At 49.1% G+C, this 15,709-nt stretch carries 16 protein-coding genes; all 16 read left to right on the forward strand.

Translation table 11 applies throughout. The annotated features are described in order from the left end of the window. The first annotated feature begins 218 nt into the window (after nucleotides 1-218). The 16 genes from MEALZ_RS17945 (at nucleotide 219) to tnpB (ending at nucleotide 15,653) form a co-directional block, all read left to right on the forward strand. Complete coding sequence (locus MEALZ_RS17945; RefSeq protein WP_014150072.1) at nucleotides 219-977, forward strand: rhomboid family intramembrane serine protease; 759 nt, start codon at nucleotides 219-221, stop codon at nucleotides 975-977. 278 nt (nucleotides 978-1,255) lie between these two features. Then, nucleotides 1,256-1,819, forward strand: a complete 564-nt coding sequence (locus MEALZ_RS17950) for a Uma2 family endonuclease (RefSeq protein WP_014150073.1) — start codon at nucleotides 1,256-1,258, stop codon at nucleotides 1,817-1,819. After that, on the forward strand, nucleotides 1,803-2,855 hold the full coding sequence (locus MEALZ_RS17955; protein ID WP_014150074.1) for a sulfite exporter TauE/SafE family protein: 1,053 nt from the start codon (nucleotides 1,803-1,805) through the stop codon (nucleotides 2,853-2,855). Before MEALZ_RS17950 ends, MEALZ_RS17955 begins: the two co-directional genes overlap by 17 nt. Next, entirely contained in the window at nucleotides 2,855-3,418 is a 564-nt protein-coding gene (locus tag MEALZ_RS17960; RefSeq protein ID WP_014150075.1) for a hypothetical protein, read from the forward strand. Before MEALZ_RS17955 ends, MEALZ_RS17960 begins: the two co-directional genes overlap by 1 nt. Before the next feature lie 31 nt (nucleotides 3,419-3,449). Continuing rightward, the gene (locus MEALZ_RS17965) at nucleotides 3,450-3,635 is read left to right on the forward strand and encodes an addiction module protein (protein WP_017841850.1); all 186 of its coding nucleotides are present in this window, start codon (nucleotides 3,450-3,452) and stop codon (nucleotides 3,633-3,635) included. Between the two features lie 56 nt (nucleotides 3,636-3,691). Beyond that, the gene (locus MEALZ_RS20830; RefSeq protein ID WP_014150077.1) at nucleotides 3,692-4,321 is read left to right on the forward strand and encodes a COG4648 family protein; all 630 of its coding nucleotides are present in this window, start codon (nucleotides 3,692-3,694) and stop codon (nucleotides 4,319-4,321) included. Nucleotides 4,322-4,353: 32 nt separating this feature from the next. Further along, entirely contained in the window at nucleotides 4,354-4,944 is a 591-nt protein-coding gene (locus MEALZ_RS17975; protein ID WP_162472988.1) for a hypothetical protein, read from the forward strand. Nucleotides 4,945-5,038: 94 nt separating this feature from the next. Next, entirely contained in the window at nucleotides 5,039-5,617 is a 579-nt protein-coding gene (locus tag MEALZ_RS17980) for a hypothetical protein (RefSeq protein ID WP_014150079.1), read from the forward strand. A 487-nt stretch (nucleotides 5,618-6,104) separates the two neighbouring features. Next, on the forward strand, nucleotides 6,105-6,752 hold the full coding sequence (locus tag MEALZ_RS17985; RefSeq protein ID WP_014150080.1) for a LolA-related protein: 648 nt from the start codon (nucleotides 6,105-6,107) through the stop codon (nucleotides 6,750-6,752). Nucleotide 6,753: 1 nt separating this feature from the next. Next, nucleotides 6,754-9,054, forward strand: a complete 2,301-nt coding sequence (locus tag MEALZ_RS17990; RefSeq protein ID WP_014150081.1) for an MMPL family transporter — start codon at nucleotides 6,754-6,756, stop codon at nucleotides 9,052-9,054. A gap of 371 nt (nucleotides 9,055-9,425) precedes the next feature. Continuing rightward, nucleotides 9,426-11,831 (forward strand): type I restriction-modification system subunit M, encoded by a 2,406-nt coding sequence (locus MEALZ_RS17995; protein ID WP_014150082.1) that lies wholly within the window; start codon nucleotides 9,426-9,428, stop codon nucleotides 11,829-11,831. Then, nucleotides 11,828-12,193 carry a DUF1016 N-terminal domain-containing protein gene (locus MEALZ_RS18000; protein WP_014150083.1) on the forward strand — a complete coding sequence of 122 codons (366 nt, stop codon included), beginning with the start codon at nucleotides 11,828-11,830 and terminating at the stop codon, nucleotides 12,191-12,193. The genes MEALZ_RS17995 and MEALZ_RS18000 overlap by 4 nt, the downstream gene beginning before the upstream one ends. Before the next feature lie 60 nt (nucleotides 12,194-12,253). Then, entirely contained in the window at nucleotides 12,254-13,579 is a 1,326-nt protein-coding gene (locus MEALZ_RS18005) for a restriction endonuclease subunit S (RefSeq protein ID WP_014150084.1), read from the forward strand. Nucleotides 13,580-13,599: 20 nt separating this feature from the next. Further along, the gene (locus MEALZ_RS18010) at nucleotides 13,600-14,772 is read left to right on the forward strand and encodes a DUF4268 domain-containing protein (RefSeq protein WP_456299093.1); all 1,173 of its coding nucleotides are present in this window, start codon (nucleotides 13,600-13,602) and stop codon (nucleotides 14,770-14,772) included. Between the two features lie 249 nt (nucleotides 14,773-15,021). After that, a complete protein-coding gene (tnpA, locus tag MEALZ_RS18015; protein WP_014150086.1) occupies nucleotides 15,022-15,315 on the forward strand; it encodes an IS66 family insertion sequence element accessory protein TnpA in 294 nt (97 codons plus the stop codon). Further along, complete coding sequence (tnpB, locus tag MEALZ_RS18020) at nucleotides 15,303-15,653, forward strand: IS66 family insertion sequence element accessory protein TnpB (protein WP_014150087.1); 351 nt, start codon at nucleotides 15,303-15,305, stop codon at nucleotides 15,651-15,653. Before tnpA ends, tnpB begins: the two co-directional genes overlap by 13 nt. Nucleotides 15,654-15,709 lie beyond the last annotated feature (56 nt).

Here is a 15,709-nt window from a genome sequence, read left to right on the forward strand (position 1 = left end):
CCTTTAGCGGACATCCAGGCGCCGAATTTTGATCTACGACGGGCATCTAAGATAAAAGTTAGCTTTTTTTGAGCATAAGGGGAGCAATTGAAACCTATCGGAAAAGCGTGGCACGGCCCGGCCAAGGCATCTTTATCGGCGAACCGCTTGCTAAACCGTTTGCCTAGTCTGCAAAAAAGTTTTAGTGTGAGAAGCATTAAAGCCTACCGAGATTAAAAATGATACCGATACGAGACGATAACCCCACCGTTCGCCCTCCCGTGATCACGATCGTAATCATTGCAGCGAATATCGCGATATGGCTATTGCTTCAAGGCGCTGGCGGAGAAGCTGCATTGGTTAAGTCGCTGTGTCATTACGGCTTAATTCCGGGTGAATTATTGAATACGGTGCCCAAAGGCATGACAATTCAGGTCACTGCGAACTACGGCTGTATTCTGAGCGGCGAAACAGGCAATAGCACCCTGTTGACTCATGCCTTTTTGCACGGGAGTTGGTTTCATTTAATCGCCAACATGTGGTTTTTATGGATTTTCGGCGATAACGTCGAGGATGTGATGGGTAGCTTTCGATTCGTAGTATTTTATTTGCTTTGCGCAATCGCCGCGGCGGGGGCCCAGATTTATAGCAACCCGGGAGCCGCGATACCTATGGTAGGCGCCTCAGGCGCGATCGGCGGCATCATGGGCGCTTATGCCCGGCTATATCCAAGAGCACGGGTACATACGATAATACCGATTGGTTTTTATATCACTTCGTTTTCCGTTCCCGCCGGTTTTATGCTGGGTTATTGGTTTTTGATTCAATTGTTGAGCGGCATTCCGGCAATCGGCGATGAAGCCGGCGGTGTCGCCTTTTGGGCGCATGCAGGCGGTTTTGTCGCAGGACTGATTTTAATCAAACCGATGCACCGCCCCGACTATCTGGCCGAACATAACGCGCTAATGGCCGGCCGTCGACCCGATGACCGGTTTTGATTCGTCACCATTTTGTCATTTAGGAACGAGCATGAAACAACGTCGACAACTTTGGAAGGGGGTTCGGTGGCTCGCTTGACAGGTGTCGGCGGCAGGGCAGATTTTTGCTCCTGCAAAATCTGCATTCATGCCATCCTTGGCAATCAGATTCCGCCGTCAAGCCTACAGGGACGTATTCACGGCGTCCTGCCAAGCGAGTCACCGAACCTCCGCAAAGCCTACTACTTGTAGAAGTTATTTTGTGCATACTCCTTAAGATTCTCAGGATAAATAGATTTATGCAACAAGCAGAATCATTAACATTTACCGCAAACGATTTTTTGGCCTGGGAGGAATCCCAAACCGAGAAACACGAATACATTGCCGGCGAAACCTTCGCGATGGTCGGCGCGCGGCGCGAGCATGTTCTCGTTACCGGTAACTTATTGGCCGCGCTGAAGCTACGATTACGCGGTACGCCTTGTCAATCCTACATGGCCGGCATGAAACTGCGGGTCGAGTCGGCCGACGCGCTCTTCTATCCCGATGTCATGGTGACTTGCCATCCGGAAGACCGCAAGGCCGGGCAATTTTTAGCCCATCCGACGCTCATCGCCGAAGTATTGTCCGACTCCACGGCGGCATTCGACAGGGGCCCTAAATTCGCCGCATACCGCAGTTTGGAGTCGCTCAAGGAATTTGTCATTGTCGATATCGACGCGCTACGGGTGGAGTGTTATCGGCGGACTTCGGACAACGAATGGATGCTGCATGATTACACCGGCCAACAAGATTGCCGATTTTCCAGTCTCGAATTAACGGTTCCGCTCGCTGAAATTTTTGAGGATGTTCTTGCGGATTAAGCGTTCACCAGCCTTGATCGACAATCAAACGGTAATTCATCCAACCGACCGTTTAAATAAACCATTACTGTTTAGCACGGCTTTGGCACTTGCGGTTTGGCTGATTTGGTACGCCTACAGCTCGCCGGATAGCCTATCGATCATCGAAGAAAATTGGACCGTCACTTTGACGATGGTCTTCGGCTCGTTCATCGCCGGCGCGACCAGCGAAGGCGGCGGGGCGGTCGCTTTTCCTGTGTTCACGAAAGTACTGCATATCGCGCCGCTCGATGCCAAGGTCTTCTCATTGGCCATTCAAAGCGTCGGCATGACCGCCGCGTCGTTGACGATTATCGCACTACGCGTTCCGGTTGCCTGGCCGGTCATTGCCTGGGCCAGTTTAGGCGGTTTGGTCGGGGTTTCGATTAGCTCTACGGCATTGGCGCCCTTGCTACCGCCCGCTCTGTTAAAAATGCTGTTCACCGCGATGATCGCCGCTTTTGCATTGCCGTTGACGATCTTGACTTGGCAAAAGCGACTGTATAATGACACGCTGCCGTTTTTCGGCGCGCGCGAAAAAGCCATTTGGCTATTGACCGGAACCGTCGGTGGCGGCATGACCGGCTTGGTCGGTAGCGGCATCGATATCATTTGTTTTTCGGTGATGGTGTTGTGGTTCCGTTTATCGGAAAAGGTGTCGACGCCGACTTCGGTGATCTTGATGGCGGTCAATGCGCTGGCCGGATTTGCGCTGCATGGGTTCTTGCTGGATAGCTTCAACGCGACGGTTGAGCGTTACTGGCTGGCGGCGGTACCGGTCGTCGTGATCGGCGCGCCATTGGGCGCTTATTGTTGTACAAAACTGAATAGTCGGGCCATTGCCGTGATTTTGATCCTGTTGATCCTGGTCGAGTTGCTCAGCTCGCTGATATTGATTCCATTAACTGCTAATATTATCGGCATCAGCCTGACGGTTTTCGTCATTTTTTTGTGGTTCTATTATCGAATGGCCCGGTCCACGCGTTACCGACCGGCTTGTGAAAGAGGAGAAGAATAATGATGCGCACGACTACTTACGGTTTATTTTTATTAATACTGTTTTCGCTGGCCTCCTGCACCAGGGCCATCAAGCCCGAAGCCCTACCGTCACATATCACACTGGGGGACACTTATTACACGCAATTCGTGATGCGTTACGAAAAAGACGTCCATCCGACGACCAATTACCGGCGCGGCGCGTCGATTCCGGTCAATACCCCGGTTAGGCTATTGAAAATGACCAATAAAACGATCGAAGTCGAGGTCGATAATTCCAGCCAGCATTTGACGGTCAAAAATTTTCAGAAACATACCGGCGATGACGTCTATCAGGCCTTCGATAAATTATTCGCGCCAAATAAAGTCGATTTATCAAGGTTCAACGCCTTGGAAAAGCAGCATATTCAAAACGGCACGGTAGCTAAAGGCATGAGCAAGGACGCAGTACTAGTCGCGATCGGCTATCCGCCGATGACCCAAACGCCGAGCTTGGACGGCAACCGCTGGGTTTACTGGAGCCACCGTTTCAATCGTTTCAATGTGCATTTCAAAGACGGCAAGGTGAGTTGGGTCGAGGAATGATTATTCGGTTTTATAGAGTTCGAGAATGACCATGAATACATTTGAAATTAACAAAATGACTACGACAGAACGTCTTGAAACCATGGAGGCAATTTGGGATTCCTTGGTCCGTGACGAAACTGAAATTGGCATGCCTGATTGGCACCGAGATGTTCTCGACGAAAGACGCTTACGTATTGAACGAGGCGAAGCGAAGTGTTTTTCCCTTAACAAATGAGTGGTCGGCGCTAAGCCCATTTTTGCTTTTTTCCCTACTATGTATCCTTGTTCGACATGACCGCCCTCATAAAAAGCATTATCGCCACCGGCTTGTTTTTGTCCTATCCGTACCTGATTTACCGGGGGATCGAAAGCGGGATGGTCTGGTTGGCTCCGGCTATTTTTTCCGGCATCTATCTCATGCGGGCGTGGGCCGCTCCCAGCCTGAGAGTCAAAATCTACAAAGGACTGTTCGCGCTTGCCTTGCTGTTGGGCGCGTATTATCTGCAAACCGTCACCGCGAAAATATTGCCGGTATTGATTCAACTCATGTTGATGGGCGTTTTCGGGCGGACTTTGCTCAAAGACAAGGGACCGCCGTTTATCGAAAGCTTCGTAAGGTTGGAGTTTCCGGAAATTCCTCCCGAAATCCTTGTCTATTGCCGTCAATTGACCCTGCTCTGGACCGCCTTTTTCGCATTCAATGCCCTCATGTGTACAGTCTTGGCAATCTGGGGCAACGACTTTTGGTGGACACTCTATAACGGCGCATTGATCTATGCGATGATCGGCGCTCTGATGATCGGAGAATACATTTATCGCCATTTCCGCTTTCCCGGCCTGGGCATTCCCGACCCGCGCTCGACGATTAAAACGATGATCGTCAACGGACGTAGAATCTGGATGGACGTGCAGGCGAGGTAATCCATGTTATGGATATGCACGAAAGACCATTCATGATCGAACTCAGATGGGAAGGGCCATTTAGCTGGCCAAACCGGATTAATCAAGGAATTGATAAGCCCCTTAGTGATTCGACAGCATCATCGAAATGTGGAGTTTATCTCTGGACTGTTGAGTATTGCGGAGGTTATTTGATATATGCAGCGGGAATAACACGCCGACCATTCGAAAAAAGATTTCGAGAACATACGCGAGCTTACCTTAATGGTGTTTATACCGTTTTCGATGTCCCATCCTTAAAAACAGGTGTCCGTAAAGTGATCTGGGATGGCTTTTGGTTTCAAAAAAATTGTGCGGCAAAAAAATTAGAATTCGATAACCGGTCAGAAGAAATTAGCATCGCAACGAATGAGCTTCTATCAAATTATCGCGTATTCGTCGCACCGATTACACCTAATCCACGTCTTTTAGAACGCATTGAAGCGGCTATAATGAACACACTCTATAGCACAACCGGGCCAACCAGTACGATACCGGATAGAGGAATGGCTTTAGCGCCTCGCTGGCCTGAAGAAGATCCAATACGAATTCGAAACAGTTCTCCCGTATTGTTACATGGCCTTCTGGAAGAATTTGAGGCTTAAGATAGTCGCTATGAAATTAGGCTATTTCTGTACCCGACACTGAAGATACCTACATAATAACTCCTCCAATTATTTTTTACAGCATGGACAATCAATGCAATTGGAACTTATTGGACCGTTTAAAATTTGTTCGGCGCATGAAGGTAATTTTTTTAATTTACCGAATGCATCAAAAAGAGGAATCTACATTTATGCCATTCATCTAGCGAATATGGGTTATCTGGCAACCTATGTCGGAGAAACAGGCGCTTCATATTCAAAACGCATTAAAGAGCATACTGTCAACACATTGAGTGGCTACGAGCGTATTTACGACCCTGATGCTTTGCAAGCGGGCAAAAAAATTTTACTCTGGGATGGGCTGTGGAAATCGAATCGGCAAAACTGTTTTGGAGAATTTATCGAGCGACATAACGAACTTGCACCAATTATCAGCCAATATGTCCGTCTGTTCGACATTTTTTTACTTCCCTTGGATTCGACTGCAAGAGTTCGTCGGCGCATCGAGTCTTCCATAGCAAGGCATCTCATGTGCCAGCCGACGCCAATCTCCGGGCTTATCGATTCCGATATCCGTTATCTAAAAAAATTGAAAGATGAGGAATCACCAATCAACGTAAAAATCTCTGGAAGCTCGGTTATTTGCGGATTTCCACTCAATATCTTGGCTTGAAGGAAAATAAGCTAATTCAATAGCTTTACATGGCCTCAGCTCGGGATAAAAGAGTCATACATTCCAGGGAGTTAAGACAGTATCAGGTGGCTCTGGAAGAAGTGTGCGCGGCATGGATGCCGCGCTCAAGCCTACATGGACGTATTCACGGCGTCTTCTGGAAGAGATGCCTGATACTGGCTGGTTTCTTAAACCGAACTTATACCCTTTGCCAGTCAAATTTCGGCGTCGGGGTGCCCGTCAAAGGACGCCGTGAATGCGTCCATGTAGGCTCTATGACAGCATCCATGCTGCCAAAGCCTTTGCCGAACACCCCGACGCCTCCATACGCTAATGCCGAAATTTGAAGTGCGATAGGTATAGGTTACATAAGATTTCTCTCCGTGCGAAAAATGTAAAGTTATCTCTTACTGATAAACTTCATAGTTAAACTGCCGGATTTAAGATGAGCATCCGTAAAATCAAGCTGCATGAACAAACACTCTAAATGAAAAAACCTATCAAAAACCCGTCTTGCCTTAAATTGCTTTTGCTGCTGCCGGTCTTATTGCCGGCAAATGCTGCCCATGCCGTCGATACCGAGTGGAAAGTCATGCAAAGGATGCAATCGGATACGGCGGTTCGAATCGCCTATCGAGAAACCCGCATACTGGAACTCATCGACCAACCTTGGCAAGGCAGCGGATATCTGTACTCGCTTGCGCCGGATTTGATGATCAAGGAGCAATTACAACCGGAGCGGGTATTGATGGGAATCAAGGGCGACCGGATGTTATATTTCGATCCGGTGAATAATTTGCGCCATCGCGGCGAGCTGGACGCGGCAAATCCGTTAAGCTTGCATATCGCCTTTTTCAATGCCTTGGTCAATGCCGATGTGGCCTTGCTGCATCGGGTGTATCGCGTCGATTTCGACGCCCGGGAGCAAGACTGGCTGATGACGCTGAAACCCAGGCGCGGCGACCGGTCCGGACTGACTGTCGTTATTTCCGGCCAGCCCGGACAACAAGCCGAGCGTATCGAAATCAGGCAGGCCGACGGCGATTTCAGCGAATTTTTGTTGCGCAAGGATGCTGAAGGCGAGGCGATCGAAACCGAAGTGAATCGCTTGTATAAAGAATTGCAGGGGAACTGATTTGCCGAACCGACGCAATAGCCTGTTTTATCTGTTGCCGCCGCTGTTGGCATTACTGGTGGCACTGACGGTCGAATTCAAGACCGATCTTTCCGCCTTCATCATCGCCGGCGACAATGCCGAGGAACTGTTGCTCGCGAGCGAAATGCAGTCCGGTGCATTGTCGCGGCGCTATCTGATTTCGGTCGGTTCGGATACAGGCGAGCCGGTGAGCGGCGCTTTCATAATAGCATTGCAGGACCGATTGAATGCCATCGACGGCGTGCTCGAAGTCTGGTCGCCCGAACGACAAAACCAAAACATCGAAGCGGTGCAAGCGCTATACCGCGATTACGCCGGCGCGCTGTACAGCCTTAAGCCGGAGCAGGATTTGGCAGAGCTGTTCACGCCGCAAGGCTTGGCGCAACGAGCCGAGTTTTTGAAACGAGCGCTATTGTCTCCGCAGGGCGCGATGGTCAAAAGCATCGCCTTGCAAGATCCCTTGTTATTGACGCTGAACGGCTTTCGCACCGTCGGTGCGCAAATGCAACAAGCCGGCATCACCAATACGCAATACCGGAATCTGATCCTGGAAACCGAAATGGCCGGATTGGACGCGCCGCAACAAAGCCGAATTCAGGCGGCGATCGAACAAGCCTTCAAAGAACTGATGCATGACCGGCCGGAGTCATGGCGACTGGAAATGACCGGCGTTCCGGTGTTCGCGGCAGCAACGCAACAATTGATTCAGGGCGATATCGTCCAAATCAGTATCCTTTCTTCGCTCGCGCTAATGGCGTTGTTTCTGCTGTTGTTTCGTTCGTTCGGGGCGCTACTGCAAGTGTTCACCTTATTAATTATCGTGATCCTGAGCGCGATACTGACCACCGCTTGGGTGTTCGGCTATGTGCACGGCATGACGATCGCGATCGGCTCCACGCTGATCGGTATCTGCATCGACTACCCGATACATGCGATTGCGCACGCGCAAACGGTTCGCGCCGAGGACAAGACCGCGGCAATTATTAGAATCTGGCCCAGCCTGTTACTGGGCGGCATAACGACCTTAGTCGGTTATGCCGCCTTAGGCGCGTCCGGTTATCCGGGATTTCAACAAATAGCGGTCTATGCCGGCACCGGTATCATTGCCGCTTTATTGTTGACTCGCTTCATCCTGCCTGGCTTGGTCGCGGACGGCGACCGCAGAACGTTAACGGTTCCGCTAGTCGCGCGTTGGGCAAATTTCTGCGCGCGTTTTCGTCCTTGGCTATTGACGGTATTATTGGTGCTGCTGGCCTCGTCGTTGTTCGCCTTGCCGTCGTTACGCTGGCTCGAAGACATGCAGGATCTAACGCCGGAACTGGATTATCTGAAAGAAAACGATAAACGAATCAGGGCGCGTATGGTCAGCATCGAGCCGGGGCGTTTCTTGCTGATTACCGGGCAAGACATCGAAACCGCACTGCAAAAAGCCGAGCAAGTTTATCCGGTGCTGGATCGATTAAAACAACAAGGCGATCTAAACGAGTATTTCGGCCTGTATCCGTGGTTACTATCGACACGTCAGCAAGAACTTAATCAGGCCCTATTGCAAGACCATCTGACCGACGCCAATCGGCAGCTTTGGCAACAGGCGCTGCGAGAACAGGGCTTGTCGGTCGAACGGCTAGGTCGGTTCGACTATCCGAAGCAGGACGCGCTGACATTAGAGCAGGTATTCGAAACGCCGGTCAAAAGATTGATCGACAGCCGCATCATCAGCACGGAGCGTCAAAGCGTCGTGATGATCTGGCTGGCCGAACATGAACCCGAAGCGCTACGGGCGGCGCTAGCTACGATAGAGGATGCACGCTATTTCAGCCAGCGAGATATGCTCAACGACATGACCCGCGACTATACCGAGCGGGCGCAAACTTTGCTGGCGGCCGGTTTATTTATTATCGTGCTGCTATTGGCCGTGCGCTACCGAAGCCTGGTAAAAACGCTGCAAACCCTATTGCCGGCGGTACTGGCGGCGCTGTTCATTTTAAGTCTCTGGTCGCTCGGCGGCGCGGCGATCAGTTTTCTGCATTTGGTCGGTTTTCTGTTGGTCGTCGCAATCTGTGTCGATTACGGTATTTTTTACCAGGAAAATCGCGGCGGCGATATCAAACTAACCTATCAAGCGATGGCCGCCTCGATGTCGACCAGCGCGCTGGCTTTCGGTTGTCTAGGTACAGCCGAGAGCACGTCGCTAAGAATTCTGGCCGGTGTCGTCGTGCTCGGCGTGTTGCTGGGCTTTTTGTTTTGTCCGCTGATTATCAAGCACCGGGAGGATGCTTGAAGATACGGTAAAAAAACAACATCCCCGAATAACTTTCACGCTCCGCGCTCGTCGTTATCTAATCAAATTTCGGCGCCGGGGCGCTCGGGCTAATGGTTTGAATGACACACATCAGAAGCCTTAGGATTTCGTGATAAATAACGTCTTTGAACTATGCGCTTTGTTGAGGGTTCGATAACTCGCTTGGCAGGACGCCGTGAATACGTCCGTGTAGGCTTGGCGGCGGCTTTCCCTGCCGCCGACACCTGCCAATCGAGCAACCGAACCCTCCGTAAAATGGGGAACTTATTTACGACCCAATCCTTAAAAAAATTGAACAACATCTGAAATGAATCAGTTCCCGATGAAACCGGGCACTCAAAGGAAAAAAAATGGACCACAGTGTACACAATAAGCTGATCTCGTTTATCTGGAATATCGCCGACGACTGTCTGCGCGATGTGTACGTTCGCGGCAAATACCGTGATGTCATTCTGCCTATGGTGGTATTGCGTCGGCTCGATACCCTGCTTGAGCCAACCAAAGAAGCGGTGCTGGAAGAAGTAAAATTTCAGAAAGAAGAAATGCAAGCCACAGAGTTGGACGACGAACCGTTAAAAGCCGCCAGTGGCTATGTGTTTTATAACACGTCCAAGTGGACGCTAAAGTCACTCTTCAATACCGCAACGAACAACCAGCAAATCTTGCTGGCAAACTTTGAAGAATACCTGCTCGGTTTCAGCGACAACGTCAAAGAAATCATTGAATGCTTTAACTTGAAGTCTCAGATTCGCCACATGGCGTCAAAGCAAGTGCTGCTGGATGTCGTCGAAAAGTTTGTCTCGCCTTATATCAATCTAACGCACGAATCCGTTGAAGATCCGAATGGCAACAAAATGCCAGCATTGACCAACCTGGGCATGGGTTATGTGTTTGAAGAGCTGATCCGCAAATTCAACGAAGAAAATAACGAAGAAGCGGGAGAACACTTTACACCCAGGGAAGTGATTGAACTGATGACCCATTTGGTCTTTGACCCGGTAAAAGACCGGCTTCCACTGACCATGACTGTCTACGACCCGGCTTGCGGCAGTGGCGGTATGTTGACCGAATCGCAAAACTTCATCGAAGAAAAATACCCGAACGACAATCGTGATGTGTATCTCTATGGTAAAGAGATCAACGACGAAACCTACGCTATCTGCAAATCCGACATGATGATTAAGGGCAATAACCCGGAAAACATCAGAGAAGGCTCAACCCTGTCTACCGATGAATTTGCCGGTACCAAGTTCGACTTCATGCTGTCCAACCCTCCCTACGGCAAAAGCTGGGCCGGTGAACAGAAGCACATCAAAGACGGTAGTGATGTGATTGACCCGCGTTTCAAAGTAAACCTGAAAGACTACTGGGGCAATGAGGAAGTGGTTGATGCCACGCCTCGCTCCAGTGATGGTCAGCTGCTGTTCCTGATGGAAATGGTCAGCAAGATGAAAGACCCGGCCGTAAGCCCGCTCGGCACCCGTATCGCCTCTGTTCACAATGGTTCGTCACTGTTTACCGGCGATGCCGGTGGTGGCGAAAGCAACATTCGCCGTTACATCATCGAAAACGATAGGCTGGATGTCATCGTGCAATTACCGAATAACCTGTTTTACAACACCGGTATCACCACCTATATCTGGGTTTTGAACAACAACAAACCTGAATCACGCCAAGGTAAGGTGCAGTTAATCGACGCCAGCCTGCTGTTTCGCAAACTGCGCAAAAACCTGGGTAACAAAAACTGCGAATTTGCCCCCGAGCACATTGAAGAAATCACCCATACCTATTTGGCCTGCGCCGAAGTTGAACGCCAACTCAACGACAACCAAGACCCCATTGGCCTGGCCAGCAAGGTGTTTAACAATGCCGACTTTGGCTATTACAAAGTCAGCATTGAGCGCCCTGACCGGCGCAAAGCGCAATTCACGCCAGAGGCCATCGCGCCGCTGCGCTTTGATAAAGCCCTTAGCGAAGTGATGGAGCACCTTTACCAAGAACACGGCGAGCGCGTCTACGACGCCGGCTTTTTAAAATCCATCGACAAAGCCATTCTCAGTTGGTGCGAAGACAACGACATCAGCCTAAACACCAAAGCCAAAAGCAAATTGCTGGATGTGAAACACTGGCTGTCATTGCAAGCCCAGCACCGCGTCGCCACCGAGCTGATGGCCGCCATCGGACAGGAGGAATACAATGACTACAACCAGTTTAAAGAATTAGTCGAAGCCCAACTTAAAGCGCAAAAAACCAAACTGAGCGCCTCAGAGAAAAACGCCATTTTAAACGCCGTAAGCTGGTACGACGACAGCGCCGCCAAGGTGGTGAAAAAAGTGGTTAAACTCAGTAACGACAAAATGACTGAATTGCTCGAACGCTACCAATGCACCGAAGCCGATTTACCCGATTTTGGTTATTATCTGCTCAAGGGCAATGAATTCATCACCTATGAAAGCAGCGCCGACCTGCGCGACAGCGAATCCATCCCGCTGGCTTACCCAGCCAAGGGTGAGCATTCCGCTATTCATCAATACTTTGTGAATGAAGTACAGCCCCATGTCGACGAAGCCTGGCTTAACCTCGATTCGGTGAAAATCGGTTATGAAATCAGCTTTAACAAATACTTTTATCGTCATAAGCCGCTGCGTTCATTAGAGGAAGTTGCAACCGACATTATTCACCTGGAACAGCAGGCGGAAGGGTTGATCGCAAATATTTTGGGTTTAAAAAATCTATCCGAGGAAAACACAGTATGAAACATGAGATGGCTAGCGTGCCCCATGAGTTCATGTCTGAGGTGAAAGCGTTGGTTGAAAAGACGCGTAATACGATCGCCCAAGAAGTGAACCAGCAAATGACGTATTTATATTGGCAACTTGGAAAGCGAATCAACGAAGAAGTGTTGCAAGGGCAGCGCGCTGACTATGGGAAAAAGATTGTCACATCGCTGTCGCGACAATTGACTGCTGATTACGGCAAGAGTTTTAGCGAGAAAAACCTACGCAAGATGATGCAATTTTCGGCAATTTTTCCGGATGAAAACAATGTCGCACCACTGATGCGACAATTAAGCTGGACCCATTTCACTCTTCTGATCCCCATTGCGGATGAATTTTGAAAGCGTTCACATTGGGCAAGTTCAAAGCCGAAAAAACTGCAAAATTAGGAAGATACAATTATGGTAACTATTGCAGAAATGCCGAAGTATAAGGCTTATAAGGAATCTGGTGTGGATTGGCTTGGTCTTATTCCTGAACACTGGGATTTAAAGCCACTCAAGCATGGTGCCAATGTAGTTCTAGGTAAGATGTTATGCCCATCCAATAAAGGTGGATACTTTTTAAGGCAATACCTCAAGTCAAAGAATATCCAATGGCTGAAAGTTGATGTTAGCTCGGTAGATGAAATGTGGTTTTCTAAAGAGGAGCTAGATCTATACAAACTTGAGATTGGCGATTTGGTTCTTAGTGAGGGTGGAGAAGTAGGCAAAACTTGCATTTGGCAAGGTGAACTAGCGGAATGCTATATACAAAATTCTGCGCACAGAGTCAGAATGTTTGAAGAGAATAATAATAGGTTTTTCCTTTATCAAATGTATTCTTGTGGAAATAGAGGTTATTTTGATGCAATCGTAAATCGCGTAAGCATTGCACATTTGACTAGAGAAAAGCTCGTTAATGTGAAATTTGTTTTTCCGATTCAGCACGAACAGGCTCTCATTGCCAAATACCTAGACCAAAAAACCGCCCAAATCGACGAAGCCATTGCCATCAAGCAGCAGCAAATCAGCTTGCTCAAAGAGCGCAAGCAAATCATCGTTCAGCAAGCGGTCACGCAAGGCCTCGACCCCAACGTACCCATGAAAGATTCGGGCGTGGATTGGATTGGGATGATTCCAGCGCATTGGGAAGTTCGTCGAAGTAAATTTTTGTTTACACAGCGAAAGGAAAAAGCTTGGAAGGAAGATGTGCAATTATCAGCAACTCAGGCTTACGGGGTAATACCGCAAGAACAATATGAAGAATTGACTGGTAAGAGAGTTGTTAAAATCCTGTTCCACCTAGATAAAAGAAAACACGTTGAAAAAGATGATTTCGTTATAAGTATGAGAAGTTTTCAGGGGGGACTGGAAAGGGCGTGGTCACAAGGTTGTATTCGTTCCTCGTATGTGGTTCTTAAAGCTTCAGAAAAAATAGATCCTTCATTTTATGGGTATCTATTGAAACTGCCCTCATACATCAAAGCACTGCAGCAGACAGCAAGTTTTATTAGAGATGGGCAAGATCTTAACTTTGACAATTTTTCTCAAGTTGACCTATTTATTCCCCCAATTGAGGAGCAAGCTATGATTGCAAATTACATTGATGCTTTTATGAAGTCTTCGGATGAAGGATCGATTCTTTTAGAACAGCAAATAGAAAAACTCAAAGAATACAAAACCACCCTGATCAACAGCGCCGTGACAGGCAAGATCAAGATCACGCAAGAAATGGTCGAGCAATAGGACGCACGAATATGTTCACGGTGAATCATCAAACCAACAGAATCAGTCCGGTTAAAACGAAGAAGTTTAGTGAATTGGGCTTTACCGAGCGCAAGCACCTTCAGGAATGGTTAGCACACCAGCCTGACGCACTCGGCGAAGAGCTGTTGATTATTCAAAAGGAGTTCGATGGTTTTGATGATACCCGTGAACGCTTGGATTTACTGGCGCTCGATAAAGATGGCAACCTAGTCATTATTGAAAACAAGCTGGATGACAGTGGCCGCGATATGGTTTGGCAGGCGCTTAAATACGCTTCTTATTGCGCCAGCCTGACCAAGGCACAAATTGTTGAGATTTACCAGCAGTACTTGGACCGCTATGAACCAGTGACAGGAGAAGTTGACCTGTTAAATGCCCCTCAAAGTGCCTCAAGCCGAATTTGCGAGTTCTTGGATGCGCCTGATTTGGATGAGTTAAAGCTCAACCTGGGGAATAGCCAGCGCATTATGTTAGTTGCGGCAAACTTTCGCAAAGAAGTGACCAGCACCGCACTGTGGTTATTGGGCCAAGGGATTAGCATCGCCTGCTTCAAAATCACCCCCTATTCACTGGGTGAGCAGCTACTGATTAATATTGACCAGATTATCCCGACACCAGAAGCCAAAGAACTGATGATTGGCATTAATGCCAAAGAAGCGGAAGAAAAAAGTACCGAAGTGGTATTAAAAAACCGTCATACCGTTCGCCGGGAATACTGGGAACGCGCCTTAGAGGCTTTTCAGAAAAGCCCTTGTCAACTTTATAACAATATTAGCCCTAGCAATGACCATTGGTTATCAGCCGGTTCTGGTTTGAGCGGTTGCCCTTACAACCTGATTTTTCTGCAAAAAGAACTACGGGTTGAACTGTCGATCAGCCGCAGTGAAACCGAGGATAATAAATTCTTGTTCGATTATTTGCTGGGCCAAAAAGCTGATCTCGAACAAAGATTTGGGAATGCTCTGCACTGGATGCGGCTAGACGATAAAAAGATGTCTCGTATCCAGTTCTGCGTTGAGGTAGATGGCTACAACAAAGAGACTTGGCCAAAAGCCGTCGCCTGGCATCTTGAACAGATGAGTAAATTTGAACAAGCCTTAAAAGGTAGCCTACAAAAGGCGGCAGAGGCACTGAAACAACACCATCTAGCAGGTAGTGAACATGCTCTATAACCCGCCTTACACCATTACGCCCGCTATTCTAAAGCAGGTTGCCGGCATCAGTGAGACCATAGGGCGTTTAAGCATGCAGGTGGAAATGAACAACGCTCTGCGGTTACGCCGTGCCAACCGCATTCGCACGGTGCAAGGCTCGTTAGCCATTGAGGGCAATACCCTGAACGAAGGTAAGCGTCCAACGCCACCATCTAAAAAATTTTTCCCGCCGTTGTTATCCTCATTATTTTTCCACGAGGAGAGCACATGGCATTATCGGACAAACAGAAACATCACATCGAAGCCTGGCAAGCCAGCGGATTGACGAAATCAGCGTATTGCCGTCAGGTCGGTTTAAGCTACAAAACCTTTACCCGTTGGTGCCGATTGGCTCGGCAAGCGGCGGACTCCGATGCGCCTGCATTAATACCGGTCCGGCTGCAACCGGAGTCGACGGCCTCGGGTTCGTTGTCGTTGCGTTGGCCGCAAGGCCACGTTTTGGAAATACCGGGCAGTGTATCGCCACATTGGCTCGGGGAGCTGCTGCAATGTCTGGCTTGATTGAGAGTCCGGCGCAAATCTGGCTGGCGGTCGAGCCGGTCGATATGAGGCGGGGCATCGATGGCTTGTCGGCGATTGTCCAACAGCGCTTAGGTTATGCGCCGTGCGCCGGGGCGGCGTTTATTTTTCGTAATCGCGCCGGTAATCGTTTGAAAGTGTTGCTGTGGGACGGCAATGGCGTTTGGCTGTGTCAGCGGCGTCTGCATCGAGGCTCGTTTACCTGGCCCAAGGCCTCCGAAACCGTATTTGCCCTGAGTCAGGCGCAGTGGCAATGGTTGATTGCCGGTGTCGATTGGCAGCGCTTATCGGCGTCATCGTCAGCCGATTGGCAAGTCTAAAAGGCCTGAAAAAAAACACGTAAAAAATCGTAGAAACCCAGTTGAATCAAGTGCTT

The organism is Methylotuvimicrobium alcaliphilum 20Z (assembly GCF_000968535.2).
GTDB classification, from domain to species: domain Bacteria; phylum Pseudomonadota; class Gammaproteobacteria; order Methylococcales; family Methylomonadaceae; genus Methylotuvimicrobium; species Methylotuvimicrobium alcaliphilum.

Excerpts from the sequence above, each read along its gene's own strand:
- MEALZ_RS17945 (WP_014150072.1), top strand. The coding sequence starts at position 219 with ATGATACCGATACGAGACGATAACCCCACCGTTCGCCCTCCCGTGATC.
- MEALZ_RS17950 (WP_014150073.1), top strand. The coding sequence starts at position 1,256 with ATGCAACAAGCAGAATCATTAACATTTACCGCAAACGATTTTTTGGCC.
- MEALZ_RS17955 (WP_014150074.1), top strand. The coding sequence starts at position 1,803 with ATGTTCTTGCGGATTAAGCGTTCACCAGCCTTGATCGACAATCAAACG.
- MEALZ_RS17960 (WP_014150075.1), top strand. The coding sequence starts at position 2,855 with ATGATGCGCACGACTACTTACGGTTTATTTTTATTAATACTGTTTTCG.
- MEALZ_RS17965 (WP_017841850.1), top strand. The coding sequence starts at position 3,450 with ATGAATACATTTGAAATTAACAAAATGACTACGACAGAACGTCTTGAA.
- MEALZ_RS20830 (WP_014150077.1), top strand. The coding sequence starts at position 3,692 with ATGACCGCCCTCATAAAAAGCATTATCGCCACCGGCTTGTTTTTGTCC.
- MEALZ_RS17975 (WP_162472988.1), top strand. The coding sequence starts at position 4,354 with ATGATCGAACTCAGATGGGAAGGGCCATTTAGCTGGCCAAACCGGATT.
- MEALZ_RS17980 (WP_014150079.1), top strand. The coding sequence starts at position 5,039 with ATGCAATTGGAACTTATTGGACCGTTTAAAATTTGTTCGGCGCATGAA.
- MEALZ_RS17985 (WP_014150080.1), top strand. The coding sequence starts at position 6,105 with ATGAAAAAACCTATCAAAAACCCGTCTTGCCTTAAATTGCTTTTGCTG.
- MEALZ_RS17995 (WP_014150082.1), top strand. The coding sequence starts at position 9,426 with ATGGACCACAGTGTACACAATAAGCTGATCTCGTTTATCTGGAATATC.
- MEALZ_RS18000 (WP_014150083.1), top strand. The coding sequence starts at position 11,828 with ATGAAACATGAGATGGCTAGCGTGCCCCATGAGTTCATGTCTGAGGTG.
- MEALZ_RS18005 (WP_014150084.1), top strand. The coding sequence starts at position 12,254 with ATGGTAACTATTGCAGAAATGCCGAAGTATAAGGCTTATAAGGAATCT.
- tnpA (WP_014150086.1), top strand. The coding sequence starts at position 15,022 with ATGGCATTATCGGACAAACAGAAACATCACATCGAAGCCTGGCAAGCC.
- tnpB (WP_014150087.1), top strand. The coding sequence starts at position 15,303 with ATGTCTGGCTTGATTGAGAGTCCGGCGCAAATCTGGCTGGCGGTCGAG.